The sequence below is a fragment of the uncultured Plantibacter sp. genome (assembly GCF_963518075.1).
Taxonomy (GTDB): Bacteria; Actinomycetota; Actinomycetes; order Actinomycetales; family Microbacteriaceae; genus Plantibacter; species Plantibacter flavus_A.
In genome coordinates this window covers 92,762-117,732 of record NZ_CAUQHZ010000006.1, presented here as the reverse complement: position 1 = coordinate 117,732, position 24,971 = coordinate 92,762, and the positions used below count along the sequence as shown (strand labels likewise).

Sequence of the window (24,971 nt, the reverse complement as noted above, 5' to 3'; positions counted from 1 at the left end):
GCTGGCCCTCGGGCTGCTGGCCGCTCACGCGGTGACCAACCGATCGGTTCCCGTGGACGCACCGCGCCACCAGTCGGCGGCCGGCATCGCCGTCCGTGCCGCCGGCTGCACCTCCAGGAGTTGCAACGGGGTGTCCGCCGTGCCGACCAGGACGAGGCCGTCGACGGACACGATCGTCCCGGGCGCCGGCGGATCCGTCGGCATGGTCGACACGGGGACGGCGCGGTGCACCTTCACCCGCGCCTCGTCGAGGACGGTGAACGCGCCCGGCTCGGGGGTGACCCCGCGGATCTGCGACCACACGTCGGCGACGGGGCGGTCCCAGACGATCCGGCCGTCCTGGCCGTCGAGCTTCGGCGCGAGGGACACCTCGCCCTGCTGCGGGGCCGCGACCGCGGTGCCGGCGGCGATGGCGGCGACGACCTCGGCAGTGAGCGGTGCGCCGAGCTCGGCGAGCCGGTCGAGGAGCTCCCCCGACGTCTCGCCCTCGGTGATCGGCGTCTCCACGGTGGCGAAGACGTCTCCGGCGTCAAGAGCCGGCACGAGCTGGAAGACCGACGCGCCGGTGACCGCGTCCCCGGCCATCACGGACCTCTGGACGGGCGCCGCGCCGCGCCAGGCCGGCAGCAACGAGAAGTGCAGATTGATCCAACCGTGTGCCGGCGCGGACAGGAGGGGTTCACGGACGAGCCCGCCATACGCGACGATCACGCCGAGTTCCGCACGGAGCGCGACGATCCGCGCCGTCGCGTCGTCGTCGAGACGTGCAGCGCGGATGACCGGGAGCCCGAGCCGTTCGGCGGCCGCTGCCACCGGCGACGGGGTCAGGACCCGCTTGCGGCCGAGCGGGGCGTCGGGTCGGGTCACGACGGCCGCGATCTCGTGCCCGGCCGATACGAGGGCGTCGAGCGTCGGGACGGCGACGGCGGGGGTGCCGGCGAAGACCAGCCTCATGCGGTTCGGACTTCGTGGACGGGGTGGATCATGACAGCATCTCCGGATCGTCGAATCGTACTCTGAGTGTAGGCGGGGCTTTCGGCGCCCGCCTGCCGGGGGTCGGCCGTCGACGCTTCGCCGCCTGCGCGACGACGGTCGCCCGCAACTGCTCGGCGACCGCCCTGGCATGGCCGTAGTCGACCCGCAGGATCGCGACGCTGTCGCCCGCCTCGTCGACGGTCGGGCCGAGCACGCGGCTCCGGTATTCGGCGGGCAGCGCGGCGAGAGCGGCATCGACGGCGTCGCGGGTGCCGGTGAGGGTCGCGCTCCGGACCGCGGGAGGGAACCCGAGCTCTCGGCGCTCGGCGAGCTCCTCGCTCGCGAACCGCGGTTGCTGCCAGAGGGCGAAGGCGTTCGCCACGGGGGCCTCGACGCCGATCAGCAGCACCGGCGCGCGTGGAGCGGCCAGGGCTGCGGCGTTCGACCACCACCGTAGGCAGTCCTCGGCGACACGGAGCGACTCCCGCGCCAGCATGCGGTCGGCGTCGACCAGGAGGACGGCGGCATAGCCGCCCGCAGCGACGGGCTCCGCGCCTCGGGTCGCGATCACCAGCGCCGGCTCCGGGCCGACCTCGAACTTGGGGGCGTCGCCGTCCGACACCACGACCCGGTACCGGGGGAACGCCCGGCCCAGTTCCTCGGCGGTCCGGCCGGTGCCGGCGGCCGTGACACGGAACGCGGTGTCGTGACAGGTCTCGCACGACCACCCAGCCGCGAGGTGACCGCACCACCGGCAGGAGGGCTGCGAACGGGCTGTGACGAGTTGGAGTGGACCGTGGCACACCGAGCAGTGGGCCCTCGTCCCGCACCGGCGACAGGCGAGGTGCGGCGCGTACCCCGGCCGCGCGACCTGGACCAGCACGGGTCCGTGATGCAGTGCCTCGTCGACCGCGCGCCAGGCGCTCGACGGGATCCTCGCCTGGCTCGTCATGGCGTCGTCGCCACTCGCCCGGGACACGACGACTCTCGGTCGTATCGGCGGGGTCGGTGCGACCTCGCGCAGCCAGCCGAGTTCGACGAGTCGCTGCGTCTCGGTACTGCGTGAGTGCGCGGCGAAGACGAGGGCGGAGCCGCTCATCTCCTGCCGGGTCAACGCGACGTCGCGGGCATGCACATAGGGGGCGAGCTGCTCCTGGTGGAGGGGGTCGCCGTCGTCCCAGAGGGCGATGAGTCCGAGGTCGTGCGCCGGTGCATAGACGGCCGACCGATTGCCGACGACGATCCGGGGCACCGGATGCAGGCCGTCCAGGTAGGCGCGGTAGCGAGCAGCCGGGGTCTGCTTCGCATCAGCCCTCGCGACCGCGGCACCGACACCGAGGTCGTCGAGCGCCGCCAGGAGGTGTTCGACGTCCCGGTAGTCGGGGACGCACAGGATCGCACTCCTCCCCTCGGACAGCTGGTTCACGGCGAGAGCCGCCAGCGTGAACGACCAGTCCGGGAGCCACACGCCCGCGCTCGTCGCGGTCAGGGTGGGGATCGCGCTGATCGCGTACCGCTCCCCCGGCGCGAGACGGTCGAGGGTGCCGGGGGCGTACCCCGGGACGGTGCGCCGCTCGACCGACGGAGGTTCCGGCGGGGTCGCGGCGGTCCAGGTCTTCTCGACCCGGACCTGTCGCGGCGGGATGGCGAGACGCAGGACGTCCATGGCGCTGCCGGCGCTGCGGTCCGCGACACGGCGTGCGAGCGTCCACAGGCTCGGGGTCAGGACCGGCACCGACGAGACGACCGAGCTCAAGGGGCTGAGCGCTCCGCCGAACTCGCTCGAGTCGGCGAGGTCGACGATGAACCCGTTCGCCGACCGACCCGCCGAGCGCAGCGGGACCGAGACGCGCGCGCCGAGCACGGCGTCGTCGGCCAGTTCGTCGGGGATGGCGTAGTCGAACAGGTGGTCGAGCTGTGGCAACGGGGAGTCGAGCACCACCCTCGCGACCCTCGCGCCGACCACGGCTACAGCCCGGCTGCTGACCGCAACGCCTCCACCCGGTCGAGACGCTCCCACGTGAAGTCGGGGAGCTCGCGGCCGAAGTGCCCGTACGCCGCCGTGGCGGCGTAGATGGGGCGGATCAGGTCGAGGTCGGCGATGATCGCGGCCGGACGGAGGTCGAAGACGTCGCGGATCGCGCGCGTGATGTCGGCCTCCGGCACATGGGCCGTCCCGAAGGTCTCGACGTAGAGTCCGACCGGCGCGGCCTTGCCGATGGCGTAGGCGACCTGCACCTCGAGACGTTCGGCGAATCCGGCGGCGACCGCGTTCTTCGCCACCCAGCGCATGGCGTACGCGGCCGAGCGGTCCACCTTCGACGGGTCCTTCCCGCTGAAGGCCCCACCGCCGTGTCGAGCCGCTCCGCCGTAGGTGTCGATGATGATCTTGCGTCCGGTGAGCCCGGCGTCGCCCATCGGGCCACCGACGACGAAGATGCCGGTCGGGTTGATCAGGTGCGTCACGTTCGAGCTGTCGAGCTCGACCGTCGCGAGGACCGGTTCGATGACGTGACGCTGGACGTCGCGGCGCAGCTGCTCCGTGGAGACACCCGGATTGTGCTGCGTGGAGACCACGACCGTCTCCACGGTCTTCGGGAGGAAGCCGTCGTACCCGATGGTGACCTGGGTCTTGCCGTCCGGGCGCAGGTAGTCGAGCTGGCCGGACTTGCGTACCTCGGCGAGTCGCTCTGCGAGACGGTGCGCGATCCAGCTGGGCAGCGGCATGTACTGCGGCGTCTCGGTGGTCGCGAACCCGAACATGATGCCCTGGTCGCCGGCGCCCTGGAGGTCGTAGGCGTCGACGCTGGACTGCTCGCGGGACTCGAAGGCGTGGTCGACTCCGGCGGCGATGTCGGCGGACTGCGAGCCGATCGACACGCTCACGCCGCAGGAGTCGCCGTCGAATCCGATGTCGGACGAGGTGTAGCCGATGGACCGGATGCGCTCGCGGACGATCGTCGGGATGTCGACGTAGCCGCTCGTGGAGACCTCACCGGCGACATGGACGAGCCCGGTGGTGACGAGCGTCTCGACGGCGACTCGACTGCGCGGATCCACCTCGAGGAGCGCGTCGAGGATGCTGTCCGAGATCTGGTCGCAGATCTTGTCGGGATGCCCCTCGGTCACGGATTCGGAGGTGAACAGGCGCAGCTCGGTCATGCGGTCTCCCGTCGGAAGTGGTGATGCGATGGTGGAGGGATCGGCCGTCGTGGTGTTCCGGGGCCCGACCGTTGATCACTCTAGTCGAGGCCTCGGACACGTCGTCCGCCTGTGACGCAGGGCGTCGCGGTGGTGGGAACGGGCCCGACACGACGAATCCGCCGGTCGTCTGGCGCCCGGCGGATTCGTCGTGGTGAAGCGTTATTCGGCGATCGGCTTGATCTGGAGCTTGTCCTCGTTGATCTCGTGCATCGCGATCGAGAGCGGCTTGTCCTCGACGGACGAGTCGACCAGCGGCCCGACGTTGTCGAACAGGCTGCCCTCGTGGAGGTCGGCGTAGTAGTCGTTGATCTGGCGCGCGCGCTTGGACGCGAAGATCACGAGTGCGTACTTGGACTCGACCTTGGTGAGCAGGGAGTCGATGGGCGGGTCGATGATGCCCTTGAGCTTGTCAGCCATGCAGGTTCACACTCCTCGTGTGGTTGTGTTCGGGGAAGATCGGATCGATGCGGGGTGCGCGTCGGACGTCAATCCCCGTGAATCTTCATCAAGTCTACGACCTCTTGGGCCGCGCGGGCCACGTCGTCGTTGACGACACGGTGGTCGAACTCGTCCGCGGCGGCCAGTTCGACCTTCGCAGTACGCAGTCGGCGCTCCCGTTCCTCCTCGTCCTCGGTGCCCCGTCCGACGAGTCGACGGACCAGTTCGTCCCAGCTGGGCGGCAGCAGGAACACCAGGGTCGCCTCCGGCATCGCCTCCCGGACCTGCCTGGCGCCCTGGATGTCGATCTCGAGCAGCGCGCTGTCGCCGGCTGCGAGCGCACGCTCGATCGGCTCGCGTGGCGTGCCGTAGCGGTACGCGTTGTGGACCGTGGCGTGCTCGAGCAGGCGGTCGCCCTCGATGAGGCCGTCGAACTCGTCGTCGGTCACGAAGTAGTAGTTCACCTCGTGCTGCTCCCCAGGCCGCGGCTTGCGCGTCGTGGCCGAGACGGAGAGGTGCACCTCCGGGTAGTGGTCGCGGATGTACGCGGCGACCGTCCCCTTGCCGACGGCCGTCGGACCGGCGAGCACGACGAGTCGGCTGCGCGCCGTGCCCGGGTAGCGCTCTGCGATGAAGGCGCGGAGGCGATCCCGCTGCAGTCGACCGAGACCGCCGAGGCGCTTGACCGAGGAGATACCGAGCGATTCGAGGATCCGCCCGAGTTTGGTGACGCCGACACTCGGGATGCTGAGGAGGTACTCGGTGATGCGGATGCCGCCCTCGATGCCGTCCGGATCGGCGGTCGCGGCGTCGAGCACCTCCAACGGGGTGCGGGCGCCGGAGGCGATGGAGGCCTTGACGGTCGCGCGGGCGCGACGTTTGCGAACGGCCTCACGTGACGCGGCGGCCCGGTCGACCTCCGGCATGTTCCTGCTGGGCTGGTCCTGCTCCTGGTCAACCACGGGCGCTCCTCACGGCTGCGACGGAACGTTCGACGGCGTCCGCGATCCCCGAGGGTCCGGCGGCGAGGATGCTCCGGGACTCGGACACGATGACGCCCGGCGCGAGGTCGCCGTAGATGGATCCGAGGTCGGCGACCGCGGCTCCCTGGTGGCCGAAGCCGGGTGCCAGGATCGGGAGCGTGGTCGTCGGCGGTACCGCCGTCAGGCCGAACTCCTCGAGACGGAGCGTGGCACCGATGACCGCGCCGATCGAACCGGTCGACCCGGGGTGGTGCCGTGCGTTCCAGTGGTCGATCTCGTCGACCATCGACGCCGCGACGGTGAGGCCGGCGCTGTCCTCGGCGAGCTGGACGTCGCGACCCTCCGGGTTCGAGGTCGCCGTCAGCACGAACAGGCCCTTGCCGTGCTGCTCGGCGAGCTCGAGTGCCGGGTGCAGTGAGCCGAAGCCGAGATAGGGGTTCACGGTGAGGGCGTCGACCTCCAGCGGTGAACCGGGGGTCAGCCACGCCTCGGCATAGCCCTCCATGCTCGTCCCGATCTCGCCGCGCTTGGCGTCGCCGATCACGAGGAGCCCGGCGTCGCGTGCCGCTGCGATGACCCCTTCGAGGGCGATGTACCCGGCCGACCCGAACCGTTCGAAGAACGCCACCTGCGGCTTGACGATACCGGCGCGACCGGCTGCGGCTTCGACGACGGCGAGGCCGAAGGCCCCCGCGCCGGCGGCGGTGTCGGGCAGTCCCCACGCCTCGAGCAGGAAGCGGTGCGGATCGATGCCGACGCAGAGTCGGCCCGACCGGACGAAGACCTCGTCCAGTCGGGTTCCGAAGGAAGCCGTCACGAGCGCGCAGCCCGATCGAGTGCGTACTCCTGGAGGGAGCGGACCTCGAAGCCACCGCCGAGCGCCTCGAAGGAGCCGACCGCGGCGGTGAGCTGCGCGATCGTCGTGAAGAGCGGCTTGTCGGCCGCGACGGCGGCCGCGCGGATCTCGTAGCCGTCCGCGCGAGCCGACCGGCCACTCGGGGTGTTGATGACCATGTCGACCTCGTCGCGGTTGATCAGGTCGACGATCGAGTCGTCCTCGCCCGCGGCCGTGGTCTCGCTGTACTTGCGTACCGTCCGGGCACTGATGCCGTTCCGGTTCAGTACTTCGGCCGTGCCGTCGGTCGCGAGGATGTCGAACCCGAGCTGCTGGAGGCGCAGCACCGGCAGGATGATCGAGCGCTTGTCGCGGTCGGAGACCGAGACGAACACCGTTCCGCTCGACGGCAGGCCGCCGTAGGCCGCCTCCTGGCTCTTCGCGAACGCGCGCGGGAAGTCCTTGTCGATGCCCATCACCTCGCCGGTGGAGCGCATCTCCGGACCGAGCACGCTGTCGACGATCTGGCCGTCCTTCGTGCGGAAGCGCTTGAAGGGCAGCACGGCCTCCTTGACCGACACCGGGGAGTCGATCGGGACGCGGGATCCGTCGACCGGGGGCAGGAGCCCCGAGTCCTTGAGCTCGGCTACCGTCGCGCCGGTCATGATGAGCGAAGCGGCCTTGGCCAGCGGGATGCCGAGCGCCTTCGACACGAACGGCACCGTGCGGGACGCACGCGGGTTCGCCTCGATGACGTAGAGGATGCCGGCGCCGATCGCGAACTGGACGTTCAGGAGACCACGCACGCCGATCCCCTGGGCGATCGCGAGCGTCGCGTTCCGCACGCGGTCGATCTCGGCGCGACCGAGCGAGACGGGCGGCAGGGTGCAGCTCGAGTCGCCCGAGTGGATACCGGCCTCCTCGATGTGCTCCATGACGCCGCCGATGTAGAGCTCCTCGCCGTCGAACAGGGCGTCGACGTCGATCTCGATCGCGTCGTCGAGGAAGTGGTCGACGAGCAGCGGCTGGGCCGGGCCCACGATGCCCTGGTCCTCGATGCGCACGAAGTAGTCCGTGAGCGATGCGCTGTCGTAGATGATCTCCATGCCGCGTCCGCCGAGCACGAAGCTCGGGCGGACGAGGACCGGGTAGCCGATCTCCTCGGCGACGCGCAGCGCACCCTCGATCTCCACCGCGGTGCCGTTCTTCGGTGCGACGAGGCCGGCGGCGTCCAGGATCTCCTGGAACTGGCCGCGCTCCTCGGCGAGGTCGATGGCGGTCGGCGTGGTGCCGAGGATCGGGACGCCTGCGGCCTCGAGACCCTTCGCGAGCCCGAGCGCCGTCTGGCCGCCGAGCTGGACGACGACACCGACGAGTTCGCCCGACTCGCTCTCGGCGTGGATGACCTCGAGGACGTCCTCGAGCGTGAGCGGCTCGAAGTAGAGCCGGTCGCTCGTGTCGTAGTCCGTCGAGACGGTCTCCGGGTTGCAGTTGATCATGATCGTCTCGAAACCGGCGGCCTGCAGCGCGAAGGACGCGTGCACGCAGGAGTAGTCGAACTCGATGCCCTGACCGATGCGGTTCGGGCCGGACCCGAGGATGACCACCTTGCGGCGGTCGCTCGCGACCACCTCGGTCTCCGTGTCGTAGCTCGAGTAGTGGTACGGGGTGAGGGCCGGGAACTCGCCGGCGCACGTGTCGACCGTCTTGTAGACCGGGCGGACACCCAGGATGTGGCGGACCTCACGCACCTCCTGCTCGCCGAACCCGCGCAGCTGACCGATCTGCGCGTCCGAGAAGCCGTGGTTCTTCGCGGTCCGGAGCACCTCGGTGTCGAGGCGGTCCGCCGCGGCGATCCAGTCGGCGACGTCGTTGATGAGGACGATCTGGTCGATGAACCACGGGTCGATCTTGGTGGCCTCGAAGACCTGCTCGGCGGTGGCACCCTTGCGGAGCGCCTGCTGCACGACGACGATGCGGCCGTCGGTCGGGGTCTTCATGACCTCGAGCAGCTCTTCGACGCTGCGGGACTCATCGCTCCAGTGGAAGCTGGAACCGCGCTTCTCGAGCGACCGCAGCGCCTTCTGCAGGGCGGTGGCGTAGTTGCGTCCGATCGCCATCGCCTCACCCACCGACTTCATGGTGGTCGTGAGCGTCGGGTCGGCGGCGGGGAACTTCTCGAACGCGAAGCGCGGGACCTTCACGACGACGTAGTCGAGCGTGGGCTCGAAGCTCGCGGGCGTGACCTTCGTGATGTCGTTCGGGATCTCGTCGAGTCGGTACCCGATGGCCAGCTTCGCCGCGATCTTCGCGATCGGGAAGCCGGTCGCCTTCGAGGCGAGGGCACTCGAGCGCGAGACGCGCGGGTTCATCTCGATGACGATGATGCGGCCGTCGGCCGGGTCGACCGCGAACTGGATGTTGCAGCCGCCGGTGTCGACGCCGACCGCGCGGATGATGTCGATGCCGATGTCGCGGAGCTTCTGGTACTCGCGGTCCGTCAGCGTCAGGGCGGGCGCCACCGTGATGGAGTCGCCGGTGTGCACGCCGACCGGGTCGACGTTCTCGATCGAGCAGACGACGACGGTGTTGTCGGCCGTGTCGCGCATGAGCTCGAGCTCGTACTCCTTCCAGCCGAGGATCGACTCCTCGAGGAGCACCTCGGTGGTCGGGCTCTGGTGGAGGCCGTCACCGACGATCCGGCGCAGTTCCGCCTCGGTGTACGCGAAGCCTGAGCCGAGACCGCCCATGGTGAACGAGGGGCGGACGACCAGCGGGTAGCCGAGGTCCTCGGCGTAGCCGACGGCCTCCTCGACCGTGTGGGCGATGTACGAGCGGGCCACGTCCGCGCCCGCGTCGAGCACGAGCTGCTTGAAGATCTGGCGGTCCTCGCCCTTGTTGATCGCCTCGAAGTTCGCGCCGATGAGCTCGACGTCGTACTTCTCGAGGATGCCGTGCTCGTGCAGCTGGATCGCGGCGTTCAACGCCGTCTGGCCGCCGAGGGTCGGCAGGATCGCGTCGGGCTTCTCCTTCGCGATGATCGTCTCGATGACCTGCCAGGTGATCGGCTCCACGTAGGTCGCGTCGGCGAAGTCGGGGTCGGTCATGATGGTCGCCGGGTTCGAGTTGACGAGGATGACGCGGACGCCCTCCTCGCGCAGCACGCGGCATGCCTGGGTGCCCGAGTAGTCGAACTCGGCGGCCTGCCCGATGACGATCGGCCCGGAGCCGATGACGAGGACGCTGTTGATGTCGTCGCGCTTGGGCACTAGTTGTTCTCCTTGGTGCTGGAAGTGGTGGCGTGGCCGGTCACAAGGTCGCGGAACCGGTCGAACAGGTAGACCGCGTCGTGCGGACCCGAGGCGGACTCGGGGTGGTACTGGACCGAGAACGCGGGGATGTCGATGCAGTTGATGCCCTCGACGACCTCGTCGTTCAGGCTGTAGTGGCTGACCTCCGCGAGGCCGAACCCGGCGGGCGTCTCGTGGCGGCCCTCGATCGGCAGGTCCACCGCGAAGCCGTGGTTCTGCGAGGTGATCTCCACCCGACCGGTCGCCTTGTCGAGGACCGGCTGGTTGATCCCGCGGTGGCCGAACGGCAGCTTGTAGGTGTCGAATCCGAGCGCGCGGCCGAGCAGCTGGTTGCCGAAGCAGATGCCGAAGTACGGGACGCCCGCGCGGAGCACGTCCTGCAGGAGGGCGACGTGCGCGTCGCTCGCAGCCGGGTCGCCGGGTCCGTTGGAGAAGAACAGGGCGGACGGTTCGAGCGCGAGGACTTCGGCCGAGGTCACCGACTGCGGCAGCACCACGACGTCGAAGCCGCGAGCGGCGAGGTGGTTGAGCGTCGACGTCTTGACGCCGAGGTCGAGGACCGCGACGGAACCGACGCGCTCCCCCACCGCCGGCACGGTGTACTGCTCGGTCGTGGAGACCTGGCTCGACAGGTTCAGACCGGCCATCTGCGCGCCGGCGCGGACGAGACTGAGCTGTTCGGCGCCGGACAGTTCGAAGTCCTCACCGGAGAACACGCCGCCGCGCATGGAACCGGCGGAACGGATGTGCCTCGTCACCGCGCGGGTGTCGATGCCGCTGATGCCCACGACGCCGTCCTGGACGAGTTCGTCGTCGAGCGAGCGGTCCGCTCGGAAGTTGGAGACGACGCGCGACGCGTCGCGCACCACGTATCCGGCGACCCAGACACGGGCGGACTCCATGTCCTCGCGGTTGACGCCGGTGTTGCCGATGTGGGGCGCGGTCATCAGGACGATCTGTCCGGCGTAGGACGGGTCGGTCAGCGTCTCCTGGTAGCCGGTCATGCCGGTGGCGAAGACGACCTCGCCGAGCGTGCGGCCGGTCGCGCCGTAGGCGTGCCCGACGTAGCGGTTGCCGTCCTCGAGGACGAGTACCGCTGGACTGGGTGGGGTGAAGGAGGTCATGGTCAAGCCCTCTCGTGAGGCGGTGGGGTGGAGTCGTCGGCCGAGGTGACGTCGGCGACGGTGTCTGAGGTGCCGGTCGGCCGGAGTCCGGCGTCCGCGGCGGGGATGATGCTCGTGACGATGTCGATGATGCGGGCGCGGTCCGCCTGCTCGAGGACGCGGAAGGTGCTGTCCGCGATCACCGTCGGGACGGGACGCCAGCTCAGGCGGATGAGCCCGCCCCGCTCGACGACCCGGTCGATCGTGAGGTTGGTCTGGTCGACGCCGACGATGCTCGTCGCCGGGATGAACGTCGGCCGCTCCCCCGGGACGTCGACGACGACTCCGGCGGCTCCCAGTTCGAGCGTGACCCGGGATCGGTAGCGCAGTCCCTGCAACGCCAGCCGTTCGAGCGGCTGGTCGTGCTTCGACGTCGCGACGTAGAGGACCTCGACCGTCAGTGACGGGACCGGCCGCGGGTCGGGGAGCTCTGCGAGGGGACCGACCTGGGCGTCGCGCGCGACGCGGCGTCGCCAGGCGAAGCCCATGAGGGCGAGGATGCCGAGGAGGACGAGGGCGACGAGGACGGCCGCGAGGATCCGCCCGTCCATCAGTGCTCGACCTCCGCGGATCGCGCGGCGCGGCGTGCTGCGGCCGCGACCTGCTCCGTCGGGAGCACGGCGCCCTCCAGGACGGTCGCGTAGCCACGGTGGAAGGTGGCGACGACGCGGCCGGGCAGCTCCAGGCCGAGGTAGGGCGAGTTCACGCCCTTGCCGGCAAGGTCGGCCGTGCCGAACGGACGGGTGGCGGCGGTGTCGTAGAGCACGACCTCCGCCGGAGCTCCGGCCTCGATCGAAGCCCCCTGCCCGGTGATCCGTCCGATCCTCGCCGGCGTCGCCGAGAGCACCCGGGCGACGTCGTTCCAGTCCAGGAGCCCGGTCGCGACCATCGACGCATGCACGACGGAGAGGGCGGACTCGAGGCCCACCATGCCGTTCGCGGCGGCGTCCCACTCGCAGTCCTTGGCCTCGACCGGGTGCGGTGCGTGGTCCGTCGCGACGATGTCGATCGTGCCGTCCGCGAGTGCCTCGCGCAGCGCCTGGACGTCCTCCGCCCGTCGCAGGGGCGGGTTCACCTTGTACCGGGCGTCGTAGCTCGCCACCAGCTCCTCCGTGAGCAGCAGGTGGTGCGGCGTGACCTCGGCCGTGACGTGGATGCCTCGGGCCTTCGCCCAGCGGATGACGTCGACGGACCCTGCCGTCGAGACGTGGCAGATGTGGAGGCGGGAACCCACATGCTCGGCGAGGAGGACGTCGCGGGCGATGATCGACTCCTCGGCGACCGCCGGCCACCCGGTGAGCCCGAGTTCGCCGGAGAGGGCGCCCTCGTTCATCTGCGCACCGACGGTGAGCCGGGGTTCCTGCGCGTGCTGGGCGATCACGCCGTCGAAGGCCTTCACGTACTCCAGCGCGCGGCGCATGAGCAGCGGGTCGGACACGCAGAGACCGTCGTCCGAGAAGACCCGGACCTCGGCACGTGAGGAGGCCATGGCGCCGAGTTCGGCGAGCCGCTCTCCGGCGAGGCCGACCGTCACGGCACCGATCGGCTGCACCGTCGCGTACCCGGCGCGTTCACCGAGCGACTGTTCCTGCTCGACGACCCCGGCCGTGTCGGCCACCGGCGAGGTGTTGGCCATCGCGAACACCGCGGTGAAGCCGCCGGCGGCTGCGGCACGCGTACCGGTGAGCACCGTCTCGCTCTGCTCGAACCCGGGTTCCCGGAGATGCGTGTGGAGGTCGACGAGCCCGGGGAGAGCGAGGAGGCCGTCTGCATCGACGACGGTCGCGCCGACGGCGCTCAGCCCGGAGCCGCGTTCCGCGATCCGTCCGTCGCGCAGGAGGAGGTCGGTGCGTGTCCCGTCGGCGAGCGTCGCTCCGGTGATCAGCGTGACGTCGTGGTTCGAAGTGGGCTCAGACACGGGTGGATTCCTCTCGATCGCCGGACAGCAGCAGGTACAACGCGGCCATCCGGACCGACACCCCGTTGGCGACCTGTTCGAGGACGGTCGACCGGGGTGAGTCGGCTGCCCCGGACGAGATCTCCAGACCGCGGTTCATCGGCCCGGGGTGCATGACAATGCTAGCCGGATCGAGGCGGGCGAGACGCTCGTCGTCGAGCCCCCAGCGCCTGGAATACTCCCGGCTGTTCGGGAAAAAGGCGGCGTGCATGCGTTCGGACTGGATCCGGAGCATCATCAGCACGTCGGGACGTTGGGCGATCGCGTCGTCCAGGTCGTAGCGGACGGTGGCCGGCCAGGGGCCGAGGTCCACCGGAAGCAGTGTCGGCGGGGCGACGAGGGTGACCTCGGCGCCGAGCGTGTCGAGCAGCCAGACGTTCGAGCGGGCGACCCGGGAATGCAGGATGTCGCCGACGATCGTCACCGCCACCCCGTCGAGCGCGCGACCGCGGGAACGCTCGCCGTGGAGGCGCTTGCGCATCGTGAACGCGTCCAGGAGGGCCTGCGTCGGGTGCTCGTGCGTCCCGTCCCCCGCGTTCAGGATGCCGGCGTCGATCCACCCGCTGTCGGCGAGGGTCTGCGGCGCACCGGAGGCGGAGTGTCGGATCACGACGGCGTCGGCGTGCATCGCGGCGAGGGTCTGTGCGGTGTCCTTCAGGCTCTCGCCCTTCGAGACGCTCGACCCCTTCGCGCTGAAGGTGATGACGTCTGCGGACAGCCGTTTTGCGGCAGCCTCGAACGAGATGCGCGTGCGGGTCGAGTCCTCGAAGAAGAGGTTGACGACCGTCTTCCCACGGAGGGTCGGGAGCTTGCGGACCTCACGGAACTGCGTCTCGGCCATGTCCTCCGCGACGTCGAGGATCTCGATCGCCTCGTCGCGGGTGAGGGTCTTCGTCGACAGCAGGTGCCTCATTCGCCGCTCCCCTCGATCGTCACGGAGTCGTCGCCGTCGAACTCGGTGAGCCGGACGAAGATGCGCTCCGCCTGCGAGGAGGGCAGGTTCTTCCCCACGAAGTCGGGCCGGATCGGGAGCTCGCGGTGCCCGCGGTCGACGAGCGCGGCGAGCCGCACGACGCGCGGGCGGCCCAGGTCGGTCAACGCGTCGAGTGCGGCGCGGATCGTGCGTCCCGAGTACAGGACGTCGTCGACGAGGACGACCGTGCGCCCGTCGATCCCCTGCGGCGGCAGTGTCGTGGGCTGCGGTGCACGGGTCGGGTGCTTCGCCAGGTCGTCGCGGTACATCGTGACGTCGAGTGCACCCGAGACGATGGTCGCGCCCGAGATCGAGGAGATCGTGGCGGCGATCCGCTTCGCGAGGATGACCCCGCGCGTCGGGATGCCGAGGATCACGAGGTCGTCTGCTCCGCGGTTGGACTCGAGGATCTCGTGGGAGATCCGAGTCAACGCCCGCGCGATGTCAGCTTCGTGCAGCACGGTACGTGCGCTCATCGCCGACTCCCTTCTCCGCCTCTCTGGACGGTCTTAAAGGTTGTCTTGGTCAACACCCGAGCCTAGCAGTCGGATCAGGCCTCGTAGAGCTCCAACGGGAGGCCGTCGGGATCGAAGAAGAACAGCATCTTGCGCGAGGTGTGCGGGTCGATCCGGACGTCCTCGACGCGGACACCCAGCTCGACCAGCCGCGCGTGGCCGGCGTCGACGTCGTCGACGGCGAAGGCGAGGTGCCGCAGCCCGAGCGCTTCGGGCCCGGATGCGCGCGCCGGCGCCTCAGGTAAGGAGAACAGCTCGATGAGGTACTGACCGTTCAGGGCGAGGTCGCCCATCCAGGAGTCGCGCTCGGCCCGGTACACCTCGGTGAGCAGCTCGCAGCCGAGCACCGAGGTGTAGAAGCGCTTGGAGCGCTCGTAGTCGCTGGCGATGATCGCGATGTGGTGCACGCGCTTCAGCGGCAGGGCCGCACCGGTCTCGTCGCTCATCGTCACCGCGGGTTGATCTGCGAGATCTTGCCGAGCAGGCCGTTGATGAAGCCGGCCGAGTCGTCGGTCGACAGCGTCTTGGCCGCCTCGACCGCTTCGTCGATGGCGACGCCGTGCGGCACCTCGTCGTTGAACAGGATCTCCCAGATCGCGATCCGGAGGATGGCCCGGTCGACCGTGGGCATCCGCGCGAGCGTCCAGCCCTGCGCGTACGTCTCGATCTGCTCGTCGATCTCCTCGGCGTGGTCACCGACGCCGTCGACGATCTCCCTCGCATACAACCACGAGGCCTGGCGGTCGGGCTCGCTGACGGCGCGAGACGCTTCCGCGGACAGGACTTCAGCGAGGGTCTGCTGACGGACGTCGGCCTGGTACAGCAGATCGAGGGCGCGCTTGCGCGCCTTGGTACGAGCGCTCACTCGTTGACGCGACCGAGGTAGTCACCCGTACGGGTGTCGACCTTGACCTTGGTGCCGGTCTCGAGGAAGAGCGGGACCTGGATCTCGTAGCCGGTCTCGACGGTCGCCGGCTTCGTGCCGCCGGTCGAGCGGTCGCCCTGGAGCCCGGGTTCCGTGTAGGTGACCTCGAGGATGACCGACGCGGGGAGCTCGACGTAGAGCGGGTTGCCGTTGTTGAGTGCGACCGTGACGTCCTGGTTCTCGAGGAGGAAGTTCTTGGTGTCGCCGACGACGACGGCGGGGATGGTGATCTGGTCGTAGTCGCTCTTGTCCATGAAGACGAAGGAGTCGCCGTCCGCGTACAGGTAGGTGAAGTCGCGGCGGTCGACGTTCTCGACGTCGATCTTCGTGCCGGCGTTGTACGTCTTGTCGACGACCTTGCCGGTCATGATGTTCTTCATCTTGGTGCGGACGAACGCGCCACCCTTGCCCGGCTTGACATGCTGGAACTCGATCACCGTCCAGAGCTGCCCGTCGATGTTCAGGACGATGCCGTTCTTGATGTCAGCGGTAGAAGCCATGCGCGAGAATGTCCGTTCGTGGAAAGTGTGCGGCCGGATACGACCCAACGAACGAGTGTAACCGCTGCGAGGACCCGTGACCAACGCGCCCGTGGTGGATCATGGCGCCGCGCACCTCACTCGGCGCTGCGGCGCACCACGAGGTCGAGGGCGAGGCGGTACGAGTCGAAGCCGAAACCGGCGATCACACCGGTCGCGACACCGGAGATGACGCTCGTGTGACGGAACGCCTCCCGGGCGTGTGGATTCGAGAGGTGCACCTCGACGAGCAGGAGGCCAGCCTTCGTGACCATGGCCGCCGCGTCACGGAGTCCGTAGCTGTAGTGGGTGAACGCCGCGGGGTTGAGGATCACGGACGTGCCGGAGTCGACGGCCTCGTGGAGCCAGCCGATCAGCTCGCCCTCGTCGTCCGTCTGGCGCAGGTCGATCCGCGTCCCGTCGCCTGCGTCGGCCTCGAGCGCCGTGCGCAGCGCAACGAGGTCGGCCGAGCCGTAGACGTCGGGTTCACGGCTGCCGAGGCGTCCGAGGTTCGGTCCGTTGAGGACGAGCACGGTGGTCATGAGTCGAGGGTATCCGTTCGGGACGAGCGCTCGTGGAGCGCGCCGGCGTCGGTCAGGAGCCGATCTCCTGGTAGGCGGCGAAGAGCAGCGAGGTCTCGGGCCCTTGGAGGACGGTCGGCTTGGCGAGGTCGTCGAGCACGATGAACCGCAACATCGAACCGCGCGTCTTCTTGTCGCGTTGCATCGTCGCGAGCAGGGTGTTCCAGCGGCCCACCGGATAGGCGATCGGCAGGCTGAGGAGCTCCAGGACGCGACGGTGGCGGTCGACGACCTCGTCCGACAGTCGGCCGGCGAGGCGGGACAGCTCGGCGACGTACATCATGCCGATCGCCACCGCGGCACCGTGTCGCCACTGGTACCGCTCGGCGTGCTCGATGGCGTGCCCGAGCGTGTGCCCGTAGTTGAGGATCTCGCGGAGGCCCTGCTCGGTGAAGTCCTCGCTGACGACGTCGGCCTTCATCCGGATCGCGAGCTCGATGCAGCGGCGGAAGGCGGGTGTCTCGGGGTCGGTCGCGGCGTCGACGTCGGCCTCGATGAGGTCGAGGATCTCCGGGTAGCGGATGAAGCCGGCCTTGGCCACCTCGGCGAATCCGGCGAGGATCTCGTTCTTCGGGAGGGTGTCGAGCGTGTCGAGATCGCAGACGACGGCTGCCGGGGCGTAGAAGGCGCCGACGAGGTTCTTGCCTTCCGCGGTGTTGATGCCCGTCTTGCCGCCCACGGCCGCGTCGACCATGCCGAGGACCGTCGTGGGGACCTGCACGAGTCGGACGCCGCGCAGCCAGGTGGCGGCGACGAAGCCTGCGAGGTCGGTGACGGCGCCACCGCCGAACCCGATGACCGCGTCGGAGCGCGTGAAGTCTGCCTGCCCGAGGACTCCCCAGCAGAACGCGGCGACCTCGACCCGTTTCCCGGCCTCGGCGTCCGGCACCTCGGCGAGCAGCACCTGGTACCGGTCGCTCAGGGTCTCGCGCAGTTTGGCCGCCTTCTCGCCCAGCGTCGCCGGGTGGACGATGAGGACCCGCTGCACGCCGGTCCCGAGGGCGTCGACGAGCACGTCCTCCAGCCCTCTCCCGATCGTGATGGGGTACGGGGAGGATCCCGTCACCTCGATGACGGTCCGCTCGGTCGGGGTGGTCGGTTCGGTGCTCATGCAGGCTCCTTCACCCAGGCGACGAGCTCGTCGACGATGCCTGAGATGGGTCGGTGCGAGGTGTCGAAGGTGACATCCGCGAGTCGTTCGTACACGGGACGCCGGGCGGCGGCGATGCGCGACCACGCGCCGGGGTCGTCACGGAGGAGTGGACGCTTGTCGAGGTTGGCTCGTGCCAGCACGGCCTCTTCGGTCACCGTCAACAGCACGACGCGTGCATCGGCGAGCTGACGCTGCGTGTCCTCGTCGAGCACCGCTCCCCCGCCGAGCGACACGATCGCCGGCTGCTCGAGTGCGGCGGCGACCGCCGCCCGCTCCAGGGCGCGGAAGTGTGCCTCGCCGTGTCGCTCGAAGATGCGCGCGATCGCTCCGTGCTCGCCGGAGACGACGTTGTCGGTGTCGACGAACGGCAGGCCCAGGCGCTTCGCCAGCTGCTTGCCGACGCGGCTCTTCCCCGACCCCATCGGTCCGATGAGGACGACGGGGAGTCGGAGATCGGCGGCCTGCTCAGGCATCGGCGCTGGAGGCGTGGTCGCCTCGCGTGCGCAGGTTCGACGGGATCGCTGCCAGGTATCCGTCGAGGTTGCGCTTCGTCTCGGGGACGGAGTCGCCACCGAACTTCTCGAGCACCGCTTCGGCGAGGACCAGGGCCACCATCGCCTCGGCCACGACACCGGAGGCCGGGACCGCGCAGACGTCCGAGCGCTGGTGGTGCGCGGTGGCGGCCTCGCTCGTCGCGACGTCGACCGTGCGGAGCGAGTGCGGGACGGTCGCGATCGGCTTCATGCCGGCGCGCACGCGGAGGACGGTACCGGTGGTCATGCCACCCTCGGTGCCGCCGGCGCGATCGCTCTGTCGGGCGATGCCGTCGCTCTCCTGGACGAGCTCGTCGTGGGCCGCGGAGCCGCGACGCGTCGTCGTGAGGAAGCCGTCGCCGACCTCCACACCCTTGATGGCCTGGATGCCCATGAGCGCTGCCGCGAGGCGTGCGTCGAGTCGGCGGTCCCAGTGGACGTAGGAGCCGAGTCCCGGTGGGAGTCCGTAGGCCAGGACCTCGACGATGCCGCCGAGGGTGTCACCGTCCTTCTTGGCCGCGTCGACCTCGGCGACCATGCGCTCCGAGGTCGCCTTGTCGAAGCAGCGCAGCGGATCGGCGTCGAGCGCGTCGACGTCGGCCGGGACCGGCAGCGGGCTGTCTTCGGGAACGCGCACCGGGCCGATCGACAGCGTGTGGCTGACGAGGGTGATGCCCAGCTCGCCGAGGAAGGAGCGCGCGACGGCGCCGAGGGCGACGCGCGCAGCGGTCTCGCGTGCGCTGGCGCGTTCGAGCACGGGACGCGCCTCGTCGAAGCCGTACTTCTGCATGCCCGTCAGGTCGGCGTGGCCGGGACGCGGACGGGTGAGCGCGGCGCTGCGGCCACGCGACTTGTCGGAGATCTCGGTCGGCTCGGGGCTCATGACCTCGGCCCACTTCGGCCACTCGGTGTTGCCGATGCGGATCGCGATCGGGCTGCCCATGGAGAAGCCGTGGCGGACGCCGCCGGACAGGTTGAGCTCGTCCTCCTCGAACTTCATTCGGGATCCTCGGCCGTAGCCGAGCTTCCGTCGGGCGAGGTCGGCGCGGACGCCGTCCATGGAGATGGGGACGCCGGACGGGAGTCCCTCGAGGACGGCGATGAGTTCCGGGCCGTGAGACTCTCCGGCAGTGAGCCAACGAAGCATGGTCCTATCCTTCCATAGAGCCGGGACGCGACCGTGCGCCTTCGGTCGACGGCCCGGCGGGTGTGCAGATGGGCGACGGATGCGTCCGGAGCGGTCAGTGCGAGGCGACCGGCGCCCCGGTGTGATCGAGGTGGACCGTTCCGAGCATCGCCCCGAGCACCGTCGTCTCGTCGTCGAGCGGCAGGAGCGGATCGCCGAGGACGAAGATCCGGACCTGGAGCAACGCCTGGTGCACGAGCATCGACAGCCCGCTGAGGACCGACCCGCCGGCCTGCGACCACGCCTCCGCGAGCACACTCGGCCACGGGTCGTACGCGACGTCGAGGAGGAGCGCGCCTGGAGCATGGGACAGGACCGGACCCGGTTCAGTGAGGGCGCCGCCCGGAAGGGTGCTGATCACGAGTGGTGCGTCAGGCGTCTCACCGTCGAACGGCCCTGAGGCGAACCGCAGCCCCAGCCTGCCGGCGAGGTCCTCGAGTGGTCGCGCCTGGGCCGGTCGTCTGAGCGCCACGTGGACGTGCTCGGCACCGAGGTCCGCCGCCGCCATGATCGCCGAGGAAGCCGTCGCTCCCCCGCCCAGGACGACCGCGGACGCGATCGTGTCGACACCGGCCGCCCCGATCGCGCGGACGATGCCGCCGACGTCGGTGTTGAACCCCTCGATCCGACGGGACCCGTCCTCGGCTCGTCGGAGACGCAGCGTGTTGACCGCCCCGGTCTCGGTTGCGGCGCGGTCGGCCACGTCGGCCAGCTCGAGCGCGCGATGCTTCAGTGGCATGGTCAGCGAGAGCCCCCGCCAGTCCGAGCCGAGGTCGTCGAGGAAGGCCGAGAGCTCAGCCGCCTCGAGTTCGTGGCGACCGTAGTCCCAGTCGAGCCCCAGCACCCGGTAAGCGGCCTCATGCAGTGCCGGCGACTTGGAGTGGGCGATGGGCGCGCCGAGCACGGCGAGCCGCGGCTGCCCGTCCTGGCCGTGACCTGGCCCCGTTTCACGCATGTGCGCCACGCTCCCGCTACTGGTACTCGGGGTGCTCGTCCATCCAGGACAGCCACTTGTCGACCGCGGCCTCGTGCTCCTCCTGGGTGGTGGAGAAGATCGTCTCACCGGAATCGAGGTTCCAGGTGACGAAGTAGAGCCAGGGGCCGTCGGCCGGGTGCAGCGCGGCATCGATCGCGAGGTCGCCCGGGTTCGAGATCGGTCGCACAACCATGCCCGGATGGACGTAGGTGTTGTACGGGTTCGAAGCGTCGGCGCGCTCGGCGTCCGTGGTCGACACCCGGTGGGTGTTGCCCGTCCCGTACGCGACCGTCGCGTCGGACTGCAGCAGACCGCTCTCCCACTGGGCCGGGTCCAGCCGGTTGAGGAAGACCCGCGACACCTTGTAGTAGTCGTCGCGGAGGCCCGCCTCCTTCTGGATGAGCGAGGCCAGGACGATGGTCTTCCAGCGGTCCTCGGGCTTCACCCCGGCGTCGTCGAGCGCCTGGAACGACCGGTTCACGAGGGTCTGGAGGACCGCGTGCGCATCGCCGCCGTCGGGGAGGCTGTAGGTCGCCGGGAAGAGGAACCCCTCGAGCGAGGTCGCCTCGGCGGGGAGACCGAAGGACGCGACGTCGGCGGCCGCCGCCTGGAGTTCCTCCAGCGGGATGCCGGTGCCCTCCGCGATCGACGGCAGGGCGTCCTGCTCAGCAGTGCCCTCGGGGATGACGAAGGTGTCCTCCATGCGGTTCGCCTCATCGGTCAGGGCCGCAAGGGCGGACTTGGCGCTCATCTTGAGCTTCAGCTTGTAGGCACCAGGGAAGAACTCCGGCTGGGTGGGCTGTGCGAGGAGGAGGTCGTAGAAGGCGTCGAACGACTTCGTGACCCCCGCGTCGTGCAGGCTCGTCGCGATGTCCTCGCCGATGTCGCCCTCGTTGACCATGACGACGGCCTCGCCGCTGCCGGCACCCTCGTAGTCGTTCGGTTCCTCCCAGCCGAGGACCTTGCGGATCTGCGGCTCGTAACTCGTCCACACGACCGCGGCGCACGCGACGAGACCCCCGACGACCACGATGGACACGATGAGCGCGATGAGCCCGCGATGACCACGACGGCGCTTCGGCGGTTCCCCACCGGCCAGCGCACGACGGCGCCCCCGATGGATCGGCTGCGGCCCGCTGTCGTTCGCCGTGTCGTCCTCAGCGAGCAGGTCCTCGAACGCGGGGATGGTCATGGTCCTGGCCCGGGATGCCGAAGATTCGGAGTCGTCGGACTCGGGTGCACCTGAGATCGGTCCGCTCAAGGGTGTGGCGCTCGCGGCCGGCTCGCCGACGCTGGAGTCACCGGACGACGCGGCGGTCGAGGGGGCGTCGACGGACGTGGCGTCGACCGATCTGGAGCCGGCCGGGGCCGGTTCGGCCGTGTCGCTCGCGGCGTCTTCATCGACGGGCTCGGGCGGCGTCGAGGCGGCTTCGGCGGCCTCCCGCCGCTGACGTGCCTCGCGTCGGGACAATGGCACCGGCTGGTCCCCCGCGGCGTTCCGTTCGGACGTGAAGAGGTCGGCGAGCGGATCGTCTGCTGGGTTGTTCTGAGGTGTCAGATTCGACACAGGCACGTCCTGTTCACGGGTCGACGGGGCTTCCGGGGGGTCGCCCCGAACCGCGTTCGGCGTCGAGGGCGTACTGCAAGAGTATGACGGCCGCCACCTGATCGACAATCGAGCGCGTCTGCTTCTGTCGTTTCCCAGCGGAGCGCAAGGCGCCGTGGGCGGTCACCGTCGTCAGCCGCTCGTCGACGAGACGGGCCGGGACACCGGTGATCGACCTGAGCCGGGCGGCGAACTCCCGGGCGTCCCGTGTGGACGCCGTGTCCTTCCCCGACAGGGCGATCGGGAGACCGACGACGAGCTCCACGGCGCCGAGTTCTTCGGCGATGACCGCGATCGCCCGGATGTCGGCGTCGCCGCCCAGGTCCCGTGGGACCGTCTCCATCGGCGTGGCCAACAGGCCGTCGGGATCGCTTCTCGCGACCCCGACCCTGGCCTTCCCGACGTCGATCCCGAGTCGGACACCGCGACGGAACCCGTCCGTCATGTCAGGCGATCTCGCGGGCGATCGCCGCGAGGGCGTCGCCGAGCGCGGTGGCGTCGACGCCGCCACCCTGTGCGAGGTCGTCCTTCCCACCGCCGTTGCCGCCGAGGACGCCGGCCGCGACCCGGACGAGGACGCCTGCCTTGAGTCCGGCGTCGCGGGCACCCTGGTTCGTCGCGACGACGATCGCGGGCTTCCCACCGACGACCGCGCCCAGGGCGACGACCGCCGGGCTCGCGCCGAGCTGCTCGCGGAGCTGCGTGACGAGCGTCCTGACGTCGTTCGGTGACCCGAGCTCGCCCAGGTGCTCGGCGACGAGCGACACCGGGCCGACGCGGTGAGCGGTCTGCGCCAGTGCCGGGAGACGTTCGCTCAGCCCACGGGCTTCGAACGCGGCGATCTTCTTCTCAGCCGCCTTGAGGTTCGCGACGAGTTCGGCGATGCGGTCGGGCAGCTGTTCCTTCGGCGTCTTGAGGCTGCCGGAGAGCTGTGACACGAGCGCGCGCTCGGCGGCGAGGTCGCGGAAGGCCTCGAGTCCGACGAGCGACTCCACCCGACGGTTCGTCGAGCCGACGGACGATTCGCTGACGAGGTTGATCAACCCGATCTCGGCGCTGGAGGTGACGTGGGTGCCCGCACACAGCTCACGCGACCACGGCCCGCCGATGTCGACGACGCGGACGGTCTCGCCGTACTTCTCGCCGAACAGTGCCATGGCGCCGAGTGCCTTCGCGTCGTCGAGCGCCATCTCGCGGGTGGTCACCTGCAGGTTGTCGCGGATGGCGTTGTTGGAGATCTCCTCGATCTCCGACTTCGTCGCCGGCGACAGCGGCTGGTTCCAGGTGAAGTCGAGCCGCAGGTACCCGGCCTTGTTCGACGAACCGGACTGGTGGGCGCTGTCGCCCAGCACCTGCCGCAGGGCGGCGTGGATGATGTGCGTACCGGAGTGCGCCTGCTGGGCGCCGCGGCGGTAGCTCGCGTCGACGATGGTCGTCGCCGGTGCGTCAACGCCCACCTCGCCCTGGCTCACCTGCACCTTGTGCGCGATGAGACCCTTCACCGGCTTCTGGACGTCGAGCACCTCGAGCTCGTATCCGGGTCCGACGATGACGCCCTGGTCGGCCTCCTGCCCGCCGGACTCGGCGTACAGCGAGGTCTCCGCCAGGATCACCTCGGCGATGTCACCGGCGACCGCGCGCTGCACCGGGTGGCCGCCGACGATGATGCCGAGGATACGGCTCTCGGTCTCGAGCTCGGTGTAGCCGGTGAACACGGTCTCCCCCTTGGCGCGGATGTCCCTGTAGACCGAGAGGTCGGCGAGGACGCTCTTCTTCGCCTTCGCGTCGGCCTTCGCGCGCTGGCGCTGCGCGGTCATGAGCGAATCGAACGCGTCGCGGTCGACGGAGAGGCCGGCCTCCTCCGCGATCTCGAGGGTCAGGTCGATGGGGAACCCGTAGGTGTCGTGCAGGAGGAACGCGGAATCCCCGGCGAGGGCCGTCCGGCCCGTGCCCTTGGTCTGCTCGAGCGCGAGGTCGAGGATGGTCGTGCCGCTGGCCAGCGTCCGGAGGAAGGTCTCCTCCTCGGCGTAGGCGCTCTGCGAGATCCGGCCGAAGTCGGTCTCGACCTCGGGGTAGGCGGCCTTCATGGCGTCGCGCGACGCGGAGAACAGCTCGGGGAACGTCGCGGTGTCGACGCCGAGGAGACGCATCGCACGGACCGTCCGTCGCATGAGGCGGCGGAGGATGTACCCGCGTCCCTCGTTCGACGGCGTGATGCCGTCGCTCATGAGCATGAGCGAGGAACGCACGTGGTCGGCGATGACGCGCATCCGGACGTCGTCGTCGTGGTCGGCGCCGTAGCGACGTCCGCTCAACTCGGCGGCGCGATCGAGGACCGGGCGCACCTGGTCGATCTCGTACATGTTCTCGACGCCCTGCTTGAGGAAGGCCACCCGCTCGAGCCCCATGCCGGTGTCGATGTTCTTCTTCGGGAGTTCGCCGACGATGTCGAAGTCGACCTTGCCGCGGACGTTCTCGATCAGGTACTGCATGAACACGAGGTTCCAGATCTCGACGTACCGGTCGTCGTCGGTCGCCGGGCCGCCGTCGGCGCCGTACGCGGGACCGCGGTCGAAGAAGATCTCCGAGCACGGGCCGGCCGGTCCCGGCTGACCCGTCGACCAGTAGTTCGTGTCCTTGTCGAGCCGCTGGATGCGGTGCTCGGGGAGCCCTGCGACGCGCTTCCAGAGGTCGATCGCCTCGTCGTCGTCCTTGTACACGGTGACCCAGAGGTCCTTCTCGTCGAAGGCGAGGCCGCCGCTCGACTCACTGCCGGTCAGGAGCTCCCACGCGTAGGTGATCGCCCCCTCCTTGAAGTAGTCGCCGAAGGAGAAGTTGCCGTTCATCTGGAAGAAGGTGCCGTGCCGTGGCGTCTTGCCCACCTCTTCGATGTCGTTGGTGCGGATGCACTTCTGGACGCTCGTGGCGCGGTCGAACGGCGCGGGGACGACACCGGTGAGGTACGGCACGAACGGCACCATGCCGGCGACCGTGAAGAGGAGCGAGGGGTCGTCGCTGACGAGCGAGGCTGAGGGGACGACGGTGTGCCCCCGATCGCCGAAGAAGGTGAGCCAGCGGGAGCGGATGTCAGCGGTGTCCATGGTGTCCGTACGTCAGGGGTGTGCGTGTCGATGTTCGT

General features: G+C 69.8%; 23 protein-coding genes and 1 pseudogene. 1 reads left to right on the top strand and 23 read right to left on the bottom strand.

The genetic code is table 11. The features are described from left to right. Nucleotides 1-24: 24 nt before the first annotated feature. The 21 genes and pseudogenes from fmt to mltG form a co-directional block, all read right to left on the bottom strand. The gene (gene fmt, locus RWN05_RS09410) at nucleotides 25-954 is read right to left on the bottom strand and encodes a methionyl-tRNA formyltransferase (protein WP_314139358.1); all 930 of its coding nucleotides are present in this window, start codon (nucleotides 952-954) and stop codon (nucleotides 25-27) included. Nucleotides 955-982: 28 nt separating this feature from the next. After that, nucleotides 983-2,917, bottom strand: a complete 1,935-nt coding sequence (locus RWN05_RS09405; RefSeq protein ID WP_240555449.1) for a primosomal protein N' — start codon at nucleotides 2,915-2,917, stop codon at nucleotides 983-985. Nucleotides 2,918-2,943: 26 nt separating this feature from the next. After that, the gene (metK, locus tag RWN05_RS09400) at nucleotides 2,944-4,137 is read right to left on the bottom strand and encodes a methionine adenosyltransferase (RefSeq protein ID WP_064293843.1); all 1,194 of its coding nucleotides are present in this window, start codon (nucleotides 4,135-4,137) and stop codon (nucleotides 2,944-2,946) included. Nucleotides 4,138-4,338: 201 nt separating this feature from the next. After that, the gene (rpoZ, locus tag RWN05_RS09395; RefSeq protein ID WP_056005756.1) at nucleotides 4,339-4,596 is read right to left on the bottom strand and encodes a DNA-directed RNA polymerase subunit omega; all 258 of its coding nucleotides are present in this window, start codon (nucleotides 4,594-4,596) and stop codon (nucleotides 4,339-4,341) included. 68 nt (nucleotides 4,597-4,664) lie between these two features. After that, nucleotides 4,665-5,543: a guanylate kinase gene (gmk, locus tag RWN05_RS09390; protein ID WP_064293842.1), complete on the bottom strand. Its 879-nt coding sequence runs from the start codon at nucleotides 5,541-5,543 to the stop codon at nucleotides 4,665-4,667. 28 nt (nucleotides 5,544-5,571) lie between these two features. Continuing rightward, entirely contained in the window at nucleotides 5,572-6,417 is an 846-nt protein-coding gene (gene pyrF, locus RWN05_RS09385) for an orotidine-5'-phosphate decarboxylase (protein WP_314139357.1), read from the bottom strand. Then, nucleotides 6,414-9,704, bottom strand: a complete 3,291-nt coding sequence (carB, locus tag RWN05_RS09380) for a carbamoyl-phosphate synthase large subunit (protein WP_175115845.1) — start codon at nucleotides 9,702-9,704, stop codon at nucleotides 6,414-6,416. Before carB ends, pyrF begins: the two co-directional genes overlap by 4 nt. After that, nucleotides 9,704-10,870, bottom strand: a complete 1,167-nt coding sequence (carA, locus tag RWN05_RS09375; protein WP_064293840.1) for a glutamine-hydrolyzing carbamoyl-phosphate synthase small subunit — start codon at nucleotides 10,868-10,870, stop codon at nucleotides 9,704-9,706. The genes carB and carA overlap by 1 nt, the downstream gene beginning before the upstream one ends. Nucleotides 10,871-10,872: 2 nt before the next feature. Further along, nucleotides 10,873-11,460, bottom strand: a complete 588-nt coding sequence (locus RWN05_RS09370; RefSeq protein WP_314139356.1) for a hypothetical protein — start codon at nucleotides 11,458-11,460, stop codon at nucleotides 10,873-10,875. Further along, the gene (locus tag RWN05_RS09365) at nucleotides 11,460-12,827 is read right to left on the bottom strand and encodes a dihydroorotase (protein WP_399542908.1); all 1,368 of its coding nucleotides are present in this window, start codon (nucleotides 12,825-12,827) and stop codon (nucleotides 11,460-11,462) included. Before RWN05_RS09365 ends, RWN05_RS09370 begins: the two co-directional genes overlap by 1 nt. Beyond that, on the bottom strand, nucleotides 12,820-13,779 hold the full coding sequence (locus RWN05_RS09360) for an aspartate carbamoyltransferase catalytic subunit (protein ID WP_071260160.1): 960 nt from the start codon (nucleotides 13,777-13,779) through the stop codon (nucleotides 12,820-12,822). The genes RWN05_RS09365 and RWN05_RS09360 overlap by 8 nt, the downstream gene beginning before the upstream one ends. After that, nucleotides 13,776-14,321 (bottom strand): annotated as a pseudogene (pyrR, locus tag RWN05_RS09355) (bifunctional pyr operon transcriptional regulator/uracil phosphoribosyltransferase PyrR); the annotation flags it as partial. The gene RWN05_RS09360 and the pseudogene pyrR, both read right to left, overlap by 4 nt. A 68-nt stretch (nucleotides 14,322-14,389) precedes the next feature. After that, nucleotides 14,390-14,800, bottom strand: coding sequence for a VOC family protein (locus tag RWN05_RS09350; protein WP_314139402.1), 411 nt, complete (start codon nucleotides 14,798-14,800; stop codon nucleotides 14,390-14,392). 2 nt (nucleotides 14,801-14,802) lie between these two features. Then, nucleotides 14,803-15,219 (bottom strand): transcription antitermination factor NusB, encoded by a 417-nt coding sequence (gene nusB, locus RWN05_RS09345; RefSeq protein WP_064293834.1) that lies wholly within the window; start codon nucleotides 15,217-15,219, stop codon nucleotides 14,803-14,805. Further along, nucleotides 15,216-15,779 (bottom strand): elongation factor P, encoded by a 564-nt coding sequence (gene efp, locus RWN05_RS09340; RefSeq protein WP_056005785.1) that lies wholly within the window; start codon nucleotides 15,777-15,779, stop codon nucleotides 15,216-15,218. The genes nusB and efp overlap by 4 nt, the downstream gene beginning before the upstream one ends. Before the next feature lie 116 nt (nucleotides 15,780-15,895). Further along, the gene (locus RWN05_RS09335) at nucleotides 15,896-16,339 is read right to left on the bottom strand and encodes a type II 3-dehydroquinate dehydratase (protein WP_314139354.1); all 444 of its coding nucleotides are present in this window, start codon (nucleotides 16,337-16,339) and stop codon (nucleotides 15,896-15,898) included. Between the two features lie 52 nt (nucleotides 16,340-16,391). Then, nucleotides 16,392-17,489 (bottom strand): 3-dehydroquinate synthase, encoded by a 1,098-nt coding sequence (gene aroB / locus RWN05_RS09330; protein ID WP_079002502.1) that lies wholly within the window; start codon nucleotides 17,487-17,489, stop codon nucleotides 16,392-16,394. Continuing rightward, nucleotides 17,486-18,004 (bottom strand): shikimate kinase, encoded by a 519-nt coding sequence (locus RWN05_RS09325; protein ID WP_064293831.1) that lies wholly within the window; start codon nucleotides 18,002-18,004, stop codon nucleotides 17,486-17,488. Before RWN05_RS09325 ends, aroB begins: the two co-directional genes overlap by 4 nt. Next, entirely contained in the window at nucleotides 17,997-19,211 is a 1,215-nt protein-coding gene (gene aroC / locus RWN05_RS09320; RefSeq protein ID WP_064293830.1) for a chorismate synthase, read from the bottom strand. The genes RWN05_RS09325 and aroC overlap by 8 nt, the downstream gene beginning before the upstream one ends. A gap of 94 nt (nucleotides 19,212-19,305) precedes the next feature. Beyond that, entirely contained in the window at nucleotides 19,306-20,205 is a 900-nt protein-coding gene (locus RWN05_RS09315; RefSeq protein WP_314139353.1) for a shikimate dehydrogenase, read from the bottom strand. A 16-nt stretch (nucleotides 20,206-20,221) separates the two neighbouring features. Further along, a complete protein-coding gene (mltG, locus tag RWN05_RS09310; RefSeq protein WP_314139352.1) occupies nucleotides 20,222-21,418 on the bottom strand; it encodes an endolytic transglycosylase MltG in 1,197 nt (398 codons plus the stop codon). Between mltG and RWN05_RS09305 the strand changes: the two genes are divergently transcribed. After that, the gene (locus tag RWN05_RS09305) at nucleotides 21,411-21,677 is read left to right on the top strand and encodes a hypothetical protein (protein WP_314139350.1); all 267 of its coding nucleotides are present in this window, start codon (nucleotides 21,411-21,413) and stop codon (nucleotides 21,675-21,677) included. The two genes, mltG and RWN05_RS09305, sit on opposite strands and share 8 nt — an antisense overlap. A gap of 129 nt (nucleotides 21,678-21,806) precedes the next feature. Here RWN05_RS09305 and ruvX read toward each other — a convergent pair whose 3' ends face one another. After that, a complete protein-coding gene (gene ruvX / locus RWN05_RS09300) occupies nucleotides 21,807-22,277 on the bottom strand; it encodes a Holliday junction resolvase RuvX (protein WP_314139349.1) in 471 nt (156 codons plus the stop codon). 1 nt (nucleotide 22,278) lies between these two features. Then, entirely contained in the window at nucleotides 22,279-24,933 is a 2,655-nt protein-coding gene (gene alaS / locus RWN05_RS09295) for an alanine--tRNA ligase (RefSeq protein ID WP_314139348.1), read from the bottom strand. Nucleotides 24,934-24,971 lie beyond the last annotated feature (38 nt).